The organism is Colwellia sp. (assembly GCF_013215345.1).
Lineage (GTDB): Bacteria > Pseudomonadota > Gammaproteobacteria > Enterobacterales > Alteromonadaceae > Colwellia.
The window spans coordinates 39,504-54,365 of sequence record NZ_JABSOV010000019.1 but is presented as its reverse complement, the minus strand read 5'-3'; the positions used below and the strand labels follow the sequence as shown (position 1 = coordinate 54,365).

Below are 14,862 nucleotides of genomic sequence, written 5' to 3'. Positions count from 1 at the left end.
TAAATGTCCAAGATGACTATAGGCGCTATCGCTAGCCGTGTTTGAAAATGTAAAGCTTTAACTGAAATTTATATAAAACGGCTATTTACGAAAGCTTTACTAGGTTGTCTGAGGCGATTATTAATAGTTATCTTGAAATATTCTATCCACAAAACCTGTGGATAGAATTGTGAGTAATCCTGTAGTAACTACCTTTGCCATTGAAATATAAGGATAAAACGAGTAGCTCATTTTTTGACTAGTTAGGTGTTGAATACTAATAAATTGGATAAGTGATCAAAAGAGCCTGTTGGATCCTTTTATTGGTAAAGTTAACATTTTAATGCGGTTAAACTGGTTAAAAGTCACTTTAACCGCACTTGAAACCTTTAAATGAACACTTTTTAACAGGCTATAAAAAGGTGGCTAACGTTATTGTGTCGCCTGTATTGCTGTTAGGGCAATGGTATAAACAATATCATCGACTAAGGCACCGCGTGACAGATCATTAACGGGCTTATTCATTCCTTGTAGCATAGGGCCTATGCTTAATAAGTCAGCAGAGCGCTGTACCGCTTTATAAGTAGTATTACCGGTATTTAAGTCAGGGAAGATAAACACTGTCGCTTTACCCGCTACAGGACTGTTTGGCGCTTTTTTCTTAGCTACATTCTCCATAATGGCGGCATCATACTGGAGTGGACCATCAATAATAAGATCAGGTCGCTTGGCCTTGGCTATTTCAGTTGCCTTGGCGACTTTTTCTACATCAGCGCCATGGCCTGAACGGCCGGTACTGTAACTGATCATGGCAACTCTGGGTTCTATATCAAATGCTTTTGCTGAGTCTGCAGATTGAATGGCAATATCCGCTAACTGCTCAGCATTAGGCTCAGGGTTAATGGCACAGTCACCATAAACTAGTACTTGATCTGGCAGTAACATAAAGAACACCGATGAAACCAAAGAGCTATTTGGTGCGGTTTTAATTAATTGTAACGCGGGTCTTATGGTGTTAGCGGTGGTATTAACTGCTCCTGAAACTAGGCCATCAACTTGACCAAGTTGTAACATCATAGTAGCTAAAACAACATTATCTTTGAGGTTTTCTTGCGCAACAACATCGGTTAAGCCTTTGTTTTTACGTAATTCAACCATAGGGCCAACATAGTTATCTCTAATAGAGTCGGGATCTGTTATTAATAAATTATCAGGTAGGTTAATGCCTTGATGTTCAGCAATCTGTAGTATTTCTTCCCTGTTACCAATAAGTTGGCATCGAGCAATGTTACGCTCACAGCAAATTGCTGCCGCTTTAATGGTGCGTATATCGGTACCCTCAGGTAAGACGATTAGTTTGTTGGCCTTGCGAGCAAGTTCGGTTAATTTATGCCTAAAAGCCGGCGGTGATAATAAATTATAACTATGGTTTTTCGAGGTTAGGTTTTCTAGCCAATCACTACTTAAATTATCGGCGACATGTTGCTTAACTTTATCTTGGCGTTGGACATCATCTTGTGGTATTTCTGGGTTAAAACTCATGATATGACGTGATGTTTGCCAAGTGTCCCACGGTACAGATAACACAGGTAAACCGGCTTCTAGCGCTTGCTTGCATAATTCCCAAACTTGCTTTGATGGCTCAAAACCATTAGTTAATATCATGCCGCCTAATTTAGTACCATTTAATGCCGATAAACAGGTAGCAATAATAATGTCGGTGCGATCGCCAGGGGTAACAATAAGTCGACCGGGGACTAAGTAGCTGACTAAATTTGATACGGTACGAGCACAAAAAGCAACGCTGCGAAAACGACGATGTGCCATATCACCGTGATTTAGGACTTTGGCATCAAGGTAGTTACTAATGTCACAGATGCGCGGCGCGATGAGGTCTATGTCCCACATTATAGTGCCGAGTAAATCAAAGTGTCTGTCTTTAAAAATGGCTAAATCTAACCAGTCCTTTAGTTTAAAATCACTTTCTATCTCTTCTTCTTTCGGCAATATGCCGTATTCATCTTGATCTGGGCAGTTTAGTTTATTGATAACACACCCAATAAGGTGTTTGTTTTTGATACCACCATAAGTTTCAGCAGTGACTTCAAGTCGGTCTTCAAATTCTTCTGGGCTGTCATTACCTGGGCTAGCAACCAAAACGATGTTGGCACCAAGTGCTTGGGCGACATCACGGTTAATACGACCAGCATAAGGTTGTCTTGGTGTAGGTACTAAGCCCTCAATAATGACAACGTCGTGATCTTTTTTAAAGGCATCAAAGTTGGCGACAATTTCTTCTAACACTATATCGCGCAGACCGTCGCCCATTTTATCTTCGACATAACTAAGGGATAGGCTGGTGCTATTTTGCGATAAACTAATGGCATCAATGGTTTTATTTTTTTTAGCTAAGCTATTGCGCGAAGGTTGGCTAATGGGTTTGAAGTGTCCGACTTTAATGCCTTTTTGCTGACAAGCATGCAATAAACCTAGCGATACACTGGTTAGCCCTACACCTGAGCCAACAGGGATTAACATAATTCTATGTGGCATAATTTAATCCTATTTAATCTTTATTTTTAGCATCTACTTAGCTGCATTTGCTAGTAATTGAGCTGATTGCTCGGCTATTACCCACTCTTCGTTGGTGGCAATAACCCAACATGATCTTGAGTTTTTATCTGCAATATTACCTGAGGCGCCAAAACGTGTAGCTTGGTTCTTTTCTTCATCTAAAGAAAAGTTTAATAAGCCTAGCTGTTTAACGATTTCAGTACGTACCCAAGTTGAGTTTTCACCAATACCGCCGGTAAAAATAAGACCGTCTAGTTGCGTTAAACTGGCACTATAAGAGGCAATGCTCTTAGCAATACGGTAACAAAAAACTGTCATTGCTAATTTAGCTTGGGCATTATTATCCGTTAGCATGGCGTCTTCTAAAGTGCGGCAATCATTGCTTAGCCCTGAAACACCCAATAAACCACTTTCTTTATTAACTAATTTATCAACCTCATTAATCGAGTAACCTAAATTATCGACTAGATGGAAGATAATGCCGGCATCGATATCGCCACAACGGGTGCCCATCAACACACCTTCGCCAGGTGTCATCCCCATACTGGTATCAACACTTTCGCCGTTTTTAATGACAGCAACACTACAACCATTGCCTAAGTGAGCACTGATCAAGTTACATTGCTCTAGTGGTTTGTTTAAATACTTTGCTGCTTGCTTCGCAACAAAGTAATGGCTAGTACCGTGAAAGCCATAACGCCTTATGCCATGTTCCTTGTACAGAGAATAGGGCAGGCCATAGATATAAGCTTTCTCTGGCATACTTTGATGAAACGCCGTGTCAAATACTGCGACTTGCGGTAAGTCGGCAAAAGCTTGCTGGCACGCTTTAATGCCGTTAAGGTTGGCTGGATTATGCAAGGGCGCGAGTTTTGCCAACTCGCCAATCGCTTGTTCTACCTGTGGGTTAAGTAATGTCGGCTCTGAATACTGCTCACCACCATGTACTACTCTATGGCCAATTGCGCTGATATCTTTCACTAAGTTCGATTGCTGTAATTGTTCTACTAAGACAGCCAATGCGGCTTGGTGATTAAAAGGCGCGGTTAGTTTATAGGATTGTTTTTTCCCATGGTGCTTGATGGTGATTTCAGCTGCTGAGCTGAGTAAACATTCAGCTAAGCCTGATAATAATGTTTCGCCACTTAATGGCCTTATTAAAGAAAATTTAACAGAAGAGCTGCCACAGTTGATTACTAAAATGGCATCTGCTTTAACCGCGGCTTTGTTATGCGTTTTTTGTTGAGTCATGTCTGTTGTCTTTTAAAAAAGTGAATAAATATTAAATGATTACATGTAACAATAATTATATAGAACAATAACAGTGTTCTTATTATAGCGCTGGAGTTGCTTAAAAATCTTGATGCAAGGCAATAAAAATCTGTATTTGTGGAAGTTAATTGTTTCTATTCGCAATAATCTGTTAGTTACATTTCTAACTGTTGCTTATAAGCACTAGCTGCTATAGTAGTGTTATGAATATCTCTGTTGTACAACTCATTAAATTGGGTAAAAAATACTTATCCCTTTGGCCTGACAAGCCAGAATTAACCCTGTATTTCGAAGATTATCGAGGAGTACAAAGTGCCCGCTTTGTTTGTCGATACTTTCCTGCTTTAGCCATGTTTACTGTAATTATGCAGCTTTATGTCGCTTCTGGATATCCGATGGGCCAAGGCTCGATAAAGAATGCTATAAATGCATTGCCGCAAGCACTGGTCTATGGCTTATTTTTAATAAGTATGCCGGTACAAGCCTTAGTTCTTTCAGGTGTTAAAGCCGATAAGTTGTTACCACCATCGCTGGCTTCTTGGTATCACAGTGGCTTAGAGAAGGTAAAACAGCAGGGGAAAAAACAATTTTCTGAGCAAGGTGAGCATAGTTCTGATCATAGCAATGACCGAAATAATGGTCATAGCTATAGTCACAGTAATAAAAATGCTATTGCGAAGTTAGCAACGTATAAACCACGTTATATCGACCTTGCGCAACTTTTACAATTAACTTTCGCGACTACAAAGTAACTCTCGTTACTTTGTTTATTGTTGCGGAAAAAGTATGTTGCCGTAAGGCGGGTAGCCATAATGTGAGCTACCCAGACTTATCTATTTTTTACTACCCTTTCTTTTGACTATTATTTATTCTGAATATCATTTCTTTTGATACAAACGTAGGACAAAGTCCGCTTGGCAGCTGAACTCTTTTTGTTGCTTTAATTCGCTAATCAACTCTTCACTGGCTTTAAAGGCAAAGGGCGTCATTGCTAATAAGTTCAGCACATCGTCACTATTGGTGAAGTTCATCGGGTAGTTTAAGCGCTGTTCTTCAACCAAGGTTAATTGCTCAATGGCTAGCTTGGACGTGTCATGTTTATTCGCTTGGCGATAGATCAGCGATTTAAGTTCAAATAAATGATTATCAGCAGGGGTAACCGTCAATAAATAGCCTTCATTTTGCAAAATACGGGTAAACTCATTTTCTAAAATGGGTGCGTAAACACTATAAAGCCAGCCGAAATGTTCATCCTTAAAAGGCAGGTCAGACAGCGTTGCCACGCTAAAAAAGCAATCTTGATAGCGCTTCGCCGCAATCTTTACGGTTTCTTTGGCAATATCGACGCCGTAGACCTTATTTAACTCAGTTTTATGCTGATGAGTATAAAAGCCTTCACCACAACCGGCATCAAAAACTGCTGCTGTTTTATCGCCATACTTTTTATAGAGCGCTAACATACTGTCAATTAAAGGCTGGTAATAGCCTTTATCTAAAAAGGCTCGTCTAGCTTGTACCATGGCTTTGTTATCGCCGGGCTCTTTTGAGTGCTTAAACTGAACCGGTAATAAATTAACATAGCCTTGCTTGGCTTGATCAAAGCTATGTTTATTTTCACAACGGTAGCTCTTATCAACAAGTAATAACGCTTTTAGGCACAGTGGGCAGCGGTATTGGGCTATATTCGTGATTAAATTCGGGACTAGACTTTCAGTACTCATCAATAGTGAACCTTATGAAAATGTTGACCAAATAGGTGCATGATCTGAAGGTTTTTCAATGCCACGTAATTCATAATCAATATCAGCTTCAATACATTGCGCTGCCATATCTTTTGTAGCTAATACCACATCTATACGAAGGCCGCGATTGTCATCAAAGCCACGTGAGCGATAATCAAACCAAGAGTAACGCTCTGTTTTTTCAGGGTGTAATTGGCGGAAAGTATCAATAAAGCCCCAGTCCATTAAAGTAGTTAACCATTGACGCTCTTCTAGTTGGAAAGAACATTTACCGCTTTTCAACCAACGTTTACGGTTCACTTCGCCAATACCTATATCAAGATCAAGAGGGGAAATATTGATATCGCCCATCACGATGACATTTTCATCATTGGTGTGATTTTCGTTAAGGTAGTGCATTAAATCTTGGTAGAACTTACGCTTGTACGGGTATTTAGTCTCATGGCTAATGTTTTCACCTTGAGGGAAATAGCCATTTAATACAGTAACTTTTTCACCTTTATCATTGGTCGTTGTTACCATTATCATTCTACGTTGTGCTTCATCGTCATCAGTAGGGAAACCGCGCTGGACGCTATCTGCTGCTTTTTTACATAACATAGCAACACCATAATGTGCTTTCTGGCCATGAAAATATACGTGGTAACCCATGGCTTCAACCGCTTCTAGAGGGAATACTTCATCATGAACTTTGATTTCTTGTAAGCCAATAATATCGGGTTGATGTTTATCTATAATCGCTTGCAATTGGTGAAGACGAGCACGAAGGCCGTTAATATTAAAAGAGATGATTTTCATAGAATTCCTAATGACTTTTAGCGAACAATATCGACATGTATTGCTTGGTAAATTAAGCTGATGATCTTGCGTGTTTATTTATCGTCTCGCAAGTTTTATTTTCCACTCCCTGTTATAAAATGTAATTTAAACGTAACAACTGGTAGAAGCTATTGTTTAACCGTAATAACTTGTTTAAGCTAACCCTAAATGAGCAACACAACATAGAAAACTGTTAATACAGTTATAAGTACCGTTATTCGTAATGCTATTTATTTATAAAATAAATAGCACGTAATAAATAAGGAAATGAACATGCCAGATAGTAATTCAAACGTAAAAAAAATATTATTAGTTGAAGACGATCGTCAATTGTCCGACTTAGTCACTGATTTCTTAACTAATGAAGGCTTTCATGTAAAGCAAGAGTTTCGTGGTGACACTGTTGCTAAACGAGTAAAACTGTTTTCACCTGACCTTATTATTTTAGATGTAATGTTACCCGGTAAAGATGGCTTTGGTGTTTGTCGTGATTTACGCCCAGAATTTAATGGCCCAGTACTTATGTTAACAGCAAAAAGTACTGATTTTGACCAAGTGTTAGGTTTAGAAATTGGTGCTGATGATTACGTGATCAAGCCAGTTGAACCACGTGTATTATTAGCACGTGTTAACGCCTTATTACGTCGCGGCGATTTACCTAATCAAAGTGAAGAGAAAGGTGAAATTAACTGTGGTAGTTTATATATCAATAAAGCCTCACGTAAAGTGACTTTACACGATGAAAATATTGACTTAACGAGCCAAGAGTTTGATTTATTATGGTTGTTGTCAAGTAAAGCTGGTGAAGTACAAAACCGTGATTATATTTATAAAGCGGTAATTGGCCGTGAATATGATGGTTTAGACAGAAGTGTCGATGTTCGTATCTCTCGCTTACGTAAAAAATTACATGACAGTACTGATACACCGTTTAGAATTAAGACTATTTGGGGCCAAGGTTATTTATTTGTTCCAGATGCATGGAGCTAGCCCTCAGTTAGTTATGTCACTGTGAGGCTATGGTGACCCTATATATCAAGGCTTTGTTTACTTACCCATAGTTCCAAAGCCTTTTTTTAAGCTTTATACCCGTTACCATTCAAAGTGCTCGATTTCAGTGGGAATTTAAAAGACTTTAGTCAAGGAGAAGAACGTAAACATAGTCAGTCTATATTTTTGTTCTTTAACGCCGTATAAAGTCATTTTAAACCCATCGCAGAAGCGCTTGAGCAACATCACTTCATCGTTACATCAATTTGAAATGGCGCTACATGGATGTAGCTTAGAAGAGAATGCAGGAGCATATTCTCCTGAATAACCATGGCTACATTGATATGCCTTGAATTGAAATTGCTCAAGCACTCTGAAACATGCATCTTGAATGGTAACGGGTATATATTCTTCATTTGTTAAAAAGGTACTTTGATGAAACTCGGACGTTCATTTTTCAATCTTTATTTTTTTATTATTTCTACTTTCATTATTTTTTCTTGGGCCCTTGATGAGGCTTGGACTTCCTATCTTGAGCAAGATATTGAGTCTTATACCGGTTATAAAACCATGTTGATGGCGTTAGGTGATTATACGCAAAAGCATGATGAAGATGAGTGGGAAGAGATTATTTCGGGCGCTGGAAAACGTTGGGAATTACCATTGAAATTAATGACATTGGCAGAAGTAGAAGCTATTGATCATACCGACCATAATGCCTTAAAACACTCCAATACTCATATTTATTATTCGGGTGGCAGTGTTACCCTACACTACTTAATTAAAGGGTCTGACTCTGTTATTACTTTAGAACGGGCAAAAATGCCCACTAGGCCAAGATTAAAAGCAACTTACCGGGTTTTGATACTTGCTACCTTTGGTGTGGTTATCTTTATTTGGTTGTGGCCAATGTCACGTGATTTAGAGCAGCTTAAAAAGGCGACCCGTGCCTTTGGTCAAGGTAATTTTGATAGTAAGGCGCCTGCGGCAAAATCAACCATGATAGCGCCGATGATTTCCTCGTTTAATATGATGGCAGCTCGTATTCGGCGGCTAATTGAAGCCCATAAGGAATTAACCAATGCCGTATCCCATGAATTAAGAACGCCTTTAGCGCGAACTAAATTTGCCCTACAGATGCTTGATACAATTAAAGATGATGGAAAAAGAGCGAAGTACCAGCAACAAATTAGTAATGATGTCTGTGAATTGGAAGAGCTTATCAATGAAATGCTTATTTATGCGGCTTTTGATAACGACAAACCTGATCTGAACTTTACTCGTATTGACCTGAATGAATTAGTGAAGTTACAAATTGCTAGTCATGATCAGTTTGTTAGCTCAATAGAATTTATTAATAAACTGCCGGATAACCTTGTTTGTTGTGATGGCCATTTTATCGATAGAGCAGTTAATAATTTTGTCAGTAATGCCATTAAATATGGTAACGATAAAGTGAGAGTTACTTTGTCATTAGAAAATGAGCAATGCAAAATTTGTGTTGAAGATAATGGTGATGGTGTTTCTGATGAATTCAAGAAAGTCATTTTTGATGCTTTTTCACGTGGCGATCAGTCAAGAAACCGAGAGACTGGTGGTTTTGGTTTAGGTTTAGCGATTGTTGCCCGTATTATGGAGTGGCATCAAGGTCAAGCGACTATCGGCGATAGTGAGCTAGGAGGAGCGTCATTTACCCTTTCTTGGCCAATCAAGCCCATGCGTTAACTGAGTTTTAACAAGCAGGAAGGAGAATAGCTAATCAAGAGTGCATCAAGCGTGATGATTATTATTCCTTGTTATTTTTGATTGTTATTAATCAAAATTATGGTCAATAAAGTAAGGCAATAAATAATTGTAAATTTATTGCCTTATCGGCTAAATATTTTTTACCTTTAGCCGATAACTTATTTATCAAGGTATAGATAAATAAGAGAATAGCGCATTGGCCGTAGAGCTATCACTACAGTTAACAACAAATAACTTCGCAGTAGGTACTGAAGCGAGCAAGAGTAGTGCTGAGCAATTAGCCACTGACTTTTCATCCGCTAATGTCTTACTGCATGAGTTGCAACTAGGTGAGCAGCTTAATGAAAGTGTTGGCGAAACTCGTCGTGCTGATTTTACTTTGATGCTGGCTATGTTAACCGATGATGTCCGCGAGCAAAGCCAATTTTTATTGCCACAAGCAACAGAGCCAGCAACGGTAGACGTTACTAATATAGCTTTGAGAAAACAATTTAACCTAGCAGAGCAAGCCCCCTTAGCACTGTCAAAACTAGATGATGTTAAGCAATTCAACCAAGGGCAATCTATTGTTGATAACGATTTAGCGAATATACATTTATCTAACGCGATGAAAGCTAAACCTTTAGCTTTTCGTGATGACAAAAATCATATTGAATCGCAAGTGCTGCAAAATACCAGTTTGTTTACTCAGCTTAAACACAAGCAAATTAGCGAGGCGGCAAGCCAAGTTCAGTTAGGCTCGAGTATCGATGCGGATAAACCCCTTAGCAAGCCACTGACTTTTAATGCTAAGGCATGGTTAGATAGCATTCAGCAGTCTTTAGTTAAAGCACCTCTGCTTAACTAGTACTTTATTAATTCATCTCTATTGTCATTTTCTTGCTTATTTCTTAGCACAGCAATGTTTAAACTTTTTAGCTTTTTTAGCCGACCAAGCGGTTGGGTAATTGTTACATGGGCATATTTCATTACGTTTAATATTGGCAATCTCGTTATGCACAGTAATGTCACCATCCCTAATCACAGCGCCACTATTTAGCACAGCAATGTTTAAACTTCTTGCCTTTTTTAGCCGACCAAGCGGTGGGATAGCGATTACATGGGCATAATTCATTACGTTTAATATTGGCAATCTCGTTATGCACAGTGATTTCACCATCAATATAGCGCCACTTGTTTTCTTCCAAGGCAAAGTTAGACTTTTCTCGTAATTCACATAAGGTATTATCAACGACATAATAGGCTGAAAACTCTACTGTGTTTGCACCACTTTCATGTATTACCAATGCTAACCACTGGCATTCATCGGCCCAAAGTTGAATCTCAGACACCGACTGCTTTATCCGTTGAGCTGCACCATAAGTGTCAAAAACATATTGACCGTCTTTTATTGCGTAGGCACTGAAGCGAGAGCGCATCAATTGTTCGGGAGTGTTGGCTTGTTGTTTCTGGGTAATAAAAAGTTGGCAACAAGTATTAAATAATAAGGTTGAACCGCAAGGGCAAAGCATAACAAAGTGTCCAATGATGAGAGTATATGTAAACCGCTTTATTTTAACGCAGATAAAGCGGTATTGGTCGTTTTATTTTACCCTTTTTATAGCTTTTCGATTAGGATAGCGGGTTATAGCAAACTTAATTTAACTTCACCTAACTTCACTTAATTTAATTTATTTTAATATAAGAGCAGAGCAGTCAAGGTGAGCGTTAACTTGGCACTCTCCATTCATTCTTTAACAAAAGAACTTAACAAAAGAATTTATTTTATGAAAATACAACTCATTGCCGCAGCACTTAGTTTGTCATTAGCCGCTTGTACCAATACGCAGCTTAATGAGCAAGTTAACACCAGTGCGCCAGAGAAAGTTCAAGGCGCTGTTGCCACTAATGCCCAAGCAACAGACATCATTACTCTAGAACAAGTTATGGCAGACCCAGATTGGTTTGGTCGTGCACCAGAGTCATGGTATTGGGGCGATGATAGTAACACTGTTTATTATCAGCAAAAGCAATTAGGTAATCCATTACGAGATTTGTATTCGCTGGACCTGGCTAATAGTAATGAAACGGCCCAAGTAGCTTTGGCGAATAAACATAAAGTTGCCGATAAAAGTGCCTTATTCAATCAAGCGCGCACACATAAAGTTTATACTTTCAACGGTGATGTTTTTGTAAAAACACTTGCTACTAGCACGGTAAAACAGCTTACGTTCACCTCAAACACGGAACGAAAAGCACTCTTTTTGACTAATGGCGATATTGCTTACCAAGTTGGTAACGTTTTTTATGCCCATAATTTACAAACAGGTCAAATTAAAGAATTGGCCAATCTGCAGATGTCAGCTAAACCTGCTGGCGTAACAGAGCCAAAAAGTTATTTAGCTAAAGAGCAGCATAAGTTAATTGACTATATTGCTTTAGGGCACCGCAACAGTAAATTAAAACAATCGAAACAACAGCGCTTAGCTGCTGAAAATGCCTCGGTTAATGACAGTAAATTTTATTTTGGTAAAGATAATCGAATAGCTCATACTAGCCTTTCACCAGCGGGTGATAAGTTATTAGTAAGCATTACCTCGGAAAAATCGAGCCGTGATAAAACCGATATAATGCCAAATTACATCACTAAAGATGGTGTTATTGCGGCTGAAAAAGTACGTGCTCGCGTAGCTAACAACAGACAATATCATGAGCAACTTTTTATACTTGATTTAGTCACAGGTACTCAACAAGCTTTAAGCTATAGCAGCTTACCGGGTTTTGATGAAGATGTTTTAGCAAGTGTTAAAGCGGAAAATTATGCTCGTGAAGGTAAAAAATACCAGTCAGAGAAAAAAGCTCGTAACATTCATGTACTGCAAATGTACAATCCAATTAAGTGGAGCAATGACGGTCAACATCTAGCTGTTATGTTAGAAGCGTGGGACAACAAAACGCGTTGGTTAACCACGGTTAACTTTGACGATAACGAGCTGATGACACAACATAAACTACGTGACGATGCTTGGATTAACTGGAGTTTTAATGAGTTTGGTTGGGTAAATATTGATAATAAAGCCAGTCTTTATTATTTATCAGAAGAGTCGGGCTACTCTCATTTATACCTTAAAGGCTTAAATACTAAGGCAGTTAAATTAACCGCTGGTAAGTTTGAAGTAAGTAATGTTACGCCTACTAAAGATAACCAACGTTTCATCTTTAAAGCCAATAAAAAACACCCAGGTATCTATGAAATATACCAAGTGAATTTAGCTAAAAAGCTAACGGCATTGACTGATTTAGGTGGTAAAAATTCTTACGCAATCAGCCCTGATGAATCAAAATTGTTAATTGAGCATTCAACGGTAACTATGCCGCCAGAGCTGTATGTAAAAAGCTTAGATAGCGTAAAAGGTACTGATGCGGCGACAAGAATTACTCATACTGTGTCAAAAGCGTTTTTAGCTATGCCTTGGGCTGCACCTACGGTTGTTGCTATTCCTTCAAGTAAGCAAAAAGAGCCAATTTACTCAAAAGTATATTTACCTCAAAACTTTGATAAAACTGCGACTAAAAATCGTGCTGTTATGTTCACTCATGGTGCAGGATACTTACAAAACTCTCACTTAGGTTGGTCAGGTTATTTCCGTGAATATATGTTCCACTCCATGTTAGTACAACAAGGTTATGTGGTCATTGATATGGATTACCGCGCTTCAGCAGGTTACGGCAGAGATTGGCGTACAGCGATATACCGTCACATGGGAAAACCTGAAGTAGAAGATATGCGCGATGGTGTTAATTGGCTTATTGAAAATGCCAATGTTGATGCCGATCGAGTTGGCACTTATGGTGGCTCTTACGGTGGTTTCTTAACGCTAATGTCGCTATTTACCGACCCTGATTTGTTTGCTTCAGGGGCTGCAATTCGCTTAGTATCTGATTGGGCTTATTATAATCATGGTTATACTTCGAATATTTTAAATACGCCAGAAGATGATGCTATCGCCTATGAACGTAGTTCACCGATATACTTTGCTGAAGGCCTTAATAAGCCATTGCTAATCAATGCGCCTATGGTTGATGATAATGTCTTTTTTGAAGATACAGTACGTTTAGTACAGCGCTTGATTGAGCTGGAGAAAGAAAATTTTGAAACGGCTATTTACCCAGTTGAGCCACATGGCTTTGTTCAACCTAGCTCTTGGTTAGATGAATACCGCCGTATTTATAAGTTATTTGAAAACACTTTATAGACTTTTATTGGTGTCGTTGATCATAAGTCCTCAATGTTTAAACATATTTGAGGACCAGGCAATATAAACATAAAAGCCCTGACAGACTCTGTCAGGGCTTTTTTTTAGTCAATGCTTTTGGGGCGATTTTTTAAGTAAAGGCTGCGGCTACCTAGGTGAATACTTGCTTTCAGTTATTAACTTAAATAGACCAAGACACTGTTTCACTAATATTTTGTTGCCACTGTCCTAACGACTCATTTTTATCGGCAACGACAATAATATTACTGTGATTAAACTCAAGTGAGCTGCCAAACAGTTTTTTGTCATTAAAGTCAGCGCTAAAGCTTAATTGTTCATTTTTAGGGACAATAAAGACAGTAACTGGACTGGTTTTACCTTGGTAAACCAAATGCAAACTTTTCATGCCATCAAATCGGCAGTAATCAGCAAATATCAACTTACCCAATGTTCGGCTGAAGTTACCATCAAAGGTGGCCATTTTTTGGTTTAAGGATGTTAAGCTCACTTGGTTAGTGGCATTGTTAGCAAAGCTACCTTGCTCGTGATAAACATGGGCGAGGGCATAGTCGCCTAAATTAGTATAAGCACTAGAAAACTGCATAAAATTAAGCATTAAGCCACCAACAATGGCAACAGATGCCGCTAGCGCTAGATGCACACGGGTTTTGCGTTTTTGTACCTGATGGCTTGCTAGGGTTTGACGTAAGATCAGTTTCTCGGACAAACCCTCAGGCACAGGTACTTGTAATGCCCGCATGATTTTTTCATCTAATTGACAAATATCTTGGGCAAATTGTCTTTTACTGGCATCGTTTTGCTGCGCTGCGATAGTGTCAGCATCTTGATTATTGGGATCGGCATATATAGCGCGTCTAAATTGCAAATCATCCATTGTATATACCTCGCTTGACTGGCTCAGCTTCTAAAGCTTCTTTTAATTGGTTTCTGGCTCTAAATAAACGTGTCATCACAGTGTTCTTATTTAGATCTAACATGGTGGCAATATCTTCACCGCTAAAACCACCTAATACTTGCAAAATTAACGGTTCAGAATATTCTGGTGGCAGTTGTGCTATTTTTTCTCTTAACCAGTGGTTTTCAAGCTCTTGCTCTGTCGTCACTGATTTAGTATCGGTTATGTTTGCCTCTTCATACTCACTCATGTCAAAACGCTTTCGCTCGAAACGTCGGGCATTTTCTCGTCGTAATATAGTGATCAACCACGACTTGGCGGCTTTTTCATCTTTTAACGAGTCAAGGGCTCGCCAAGCACGTAAAAAGGTTTCTTGCACCAAATCTTCAGCCACTTGTTTTTCGTGGCAGAGCCAATAGGCATAGCGATATAAATCACCGTGTAGCGCCTTTACCAGCGCCTCATATCTAACTTGTTTTGTCATCATATGGTTATAGACCCTAGCAGAGGTAAGTTTATTTCAAGGGTGAGTAATTATTTAACAATGAAGTTAATAAATATCAAGTGAGCTAAGGAAAATTTAATAGCT

Annotated in this window: 12 protein-coding genes; 5 read left to right on the top strand and 7 right to left on the bottom strand. The window is 38.9% G+C overall.

Annotated elements, in window-relative coordinates; all coding sequences use genetic code 11:
* Positions 1 to 411: 411 nt before the first annotated feature.
* Positions 412 to 2,532: a phosphate acetyltransferase gene (gene pta, locus HRT50_RS04295; protein ID WP_291611693.1), complete on the bottom strand. Its 2,121-nt coding sequence runs from the start codon at positions 2,530 to 2,532 to the stop codon at positions 412 to 414.
* Between the two features lie 33 nt (positions 2,533 to 2,565).
* Positions 2,566 to 3,804 carry an acetate/propionate family kinase gene (locus HRT50_RS04290; protein WP_291611691.1) on the bottom strand — a complete coding sequence of 413 codons (1,239 nt, stop codon included), beginning with the start codon at positions 3,802 to 3,804 and terminating at the stop codon, positions 2,566 to 2,568.
* 224 nt (positions 3,805 to 4,028) lie between these two features.
* Between HRT50_RS04290 and HRT50_RS04285 the strand changes: the two genes are divergently transcribed.
* Positions 4,029 to 4,577, top strand: a complete 549-nt coding sequence (locus HRT50_RS04285) for a DUF412 family protein (RefSeq protein WP_291611689.1) — start codon at positions 4,029 to 4,031, stop codon at positions 4,575 to 4,577.
* Between the two features lie 126 nt (positions 4,578 to 4,703).
* Here the strand turns inward: HRT50_RS04285 and rlmA are convergent, their stop codons facing one another.
* On the bottom strand, positions 4,704 to 5,546 hold the full coding sequence (gene rlmA, locus HRT50_RS04280) for a 23S rRNA (guanine(745)-N(1))-methyltransferase (protein WP_291611687.1): 843 nt from the start codon (positions 5,544 to 5,546) through the stop codon (positions 4,704 to 4,706).
* Between the two features lie 12 nt (positions 5,547 to 5,558).
* Positions 5,559 to 6,365: an exodeoxyribonuclease III gene (gene xthA, locus HRT50_RS04275; protein WP_291611685.1), complete on the bottom strand. Its 807-nt coding sequence runs from the start codon at positions 6,363 to 6,365 to the stop codon at positions 5,559 to 5,561.
* Positions 6,366 to 6,659: 294 nt separating this feature from the next.
* Between xthA and HRT50_RS04270 the strand changes: the two genes are divergently transcribed.
* The 3 genes from HRT50_RS04270 to HRT50_RS04260 all read left to right on the top strand — a co-directional run bounded on the left by HRT50_RS04270 (position 6,660) and on the right by HRT50_RS04260 (position 9,969).
* Positions 6,660 to 7,376: a response regulator gene (locus tag HRT50_RS04270; RefSeq protein ID WP_291611683.1), complete on the top strand. Its 717-nt coding sequence runs from the start codon at positions 6,660 to 6,662 to the stop codon at positions 7,374 to 7,376.
* Positions 7,377 to 7,811: 435 nt separating this feature from the next.
* Positions 7,812 to 9,101 (top strand): ATP-binding protein, encoded by a 1,290-nt coding sequence (locus tag HRT50_RS04265; protein ID WP_291611681.1) that lies wholly within the window; start codon positions 7,812 to 7,814, stop codon positions 9,099 to 9,101.
* A gap of 217 nt (positions 9,102 to 9,318) precedes the next feature.
* A complete protein-coding gene (locus HRT50_RS04260; RefSeq protein ID WP_291611679.1) occupies positions 9,319 to 9,969 on the top strand; it encodes a VC2046/SO_2500 family protein in 651 nt (216 codons plus the stop codon).
* Between the two features lie 184 nt (positions 9,970 to 10,153).
* Here HRT50_RS04260 and HRT50_RS04255 read toward each other — a convergent pair whose 3' ends face one another.
* Positions 10,154 to 10,633, bottom strand: coding sequence for a YchJ family metal-binding protein (locus HRT50_RS04255; protein ID WP_291611677.1), 480 nt, complete (start codon positions 10,631 to 10,633; stop codon positions 10,154 to 10,156).
* 255 nt (positions 10,634 to 10,888) lie between these two features.
* Between HRT50_RS04255 and HRT50_RS04250 the strand changes: the two genes are divergently transcribed.
* Positions 10,889 to 13,357, top strand: a complete 2,469-nt coding sequence (locus HRT50_RS04250) for a prolyl oligopeptidase family serine peptidase (RefSeq protein ID WP_291611675.1) — start codon at positions 10,889 to 10,891, stop codon at positions 13,355 to 13,357.
* 181 nt (positions 13,358 to 13,538) lie between these two features.
* On the opposite strand, the gene HRT50_RS04245 is transcribed toward HRT50_RS04250, so the two are convergent.
* Both HRT50_RS04245 and HRT50_RS04240 read right to left on the bottom strand, forming a co-directional pair.
* Positions 13,539 to 14,252: a DUF3379 family protein gene (locus tag HRT50_RS04245; RefSeq protein WP_291611673.1), complete on the bottom strand. Its 714-nt coding sequence runs from the start codon at positions 14,250 to 14,252 to the stop codon at positions 13,539 to 13,541.
* Entirely contained in the window at positions 14,245 to 14,760 is a 516-nt protein-coding gene (locus tag HRT50_RS04240; RefSeq protein WP_291611671.1) for a sigma-70 family RNA polymerase sigma factor, read from the bottom strand. The genes HRT50_RS04245 and HRT50_RS04240 overlap by 8 nt, the downstream gene beginning before the upstream one ends.
* Positions 14,761 to 14,862: the final 102 nt, after the last annotated feature.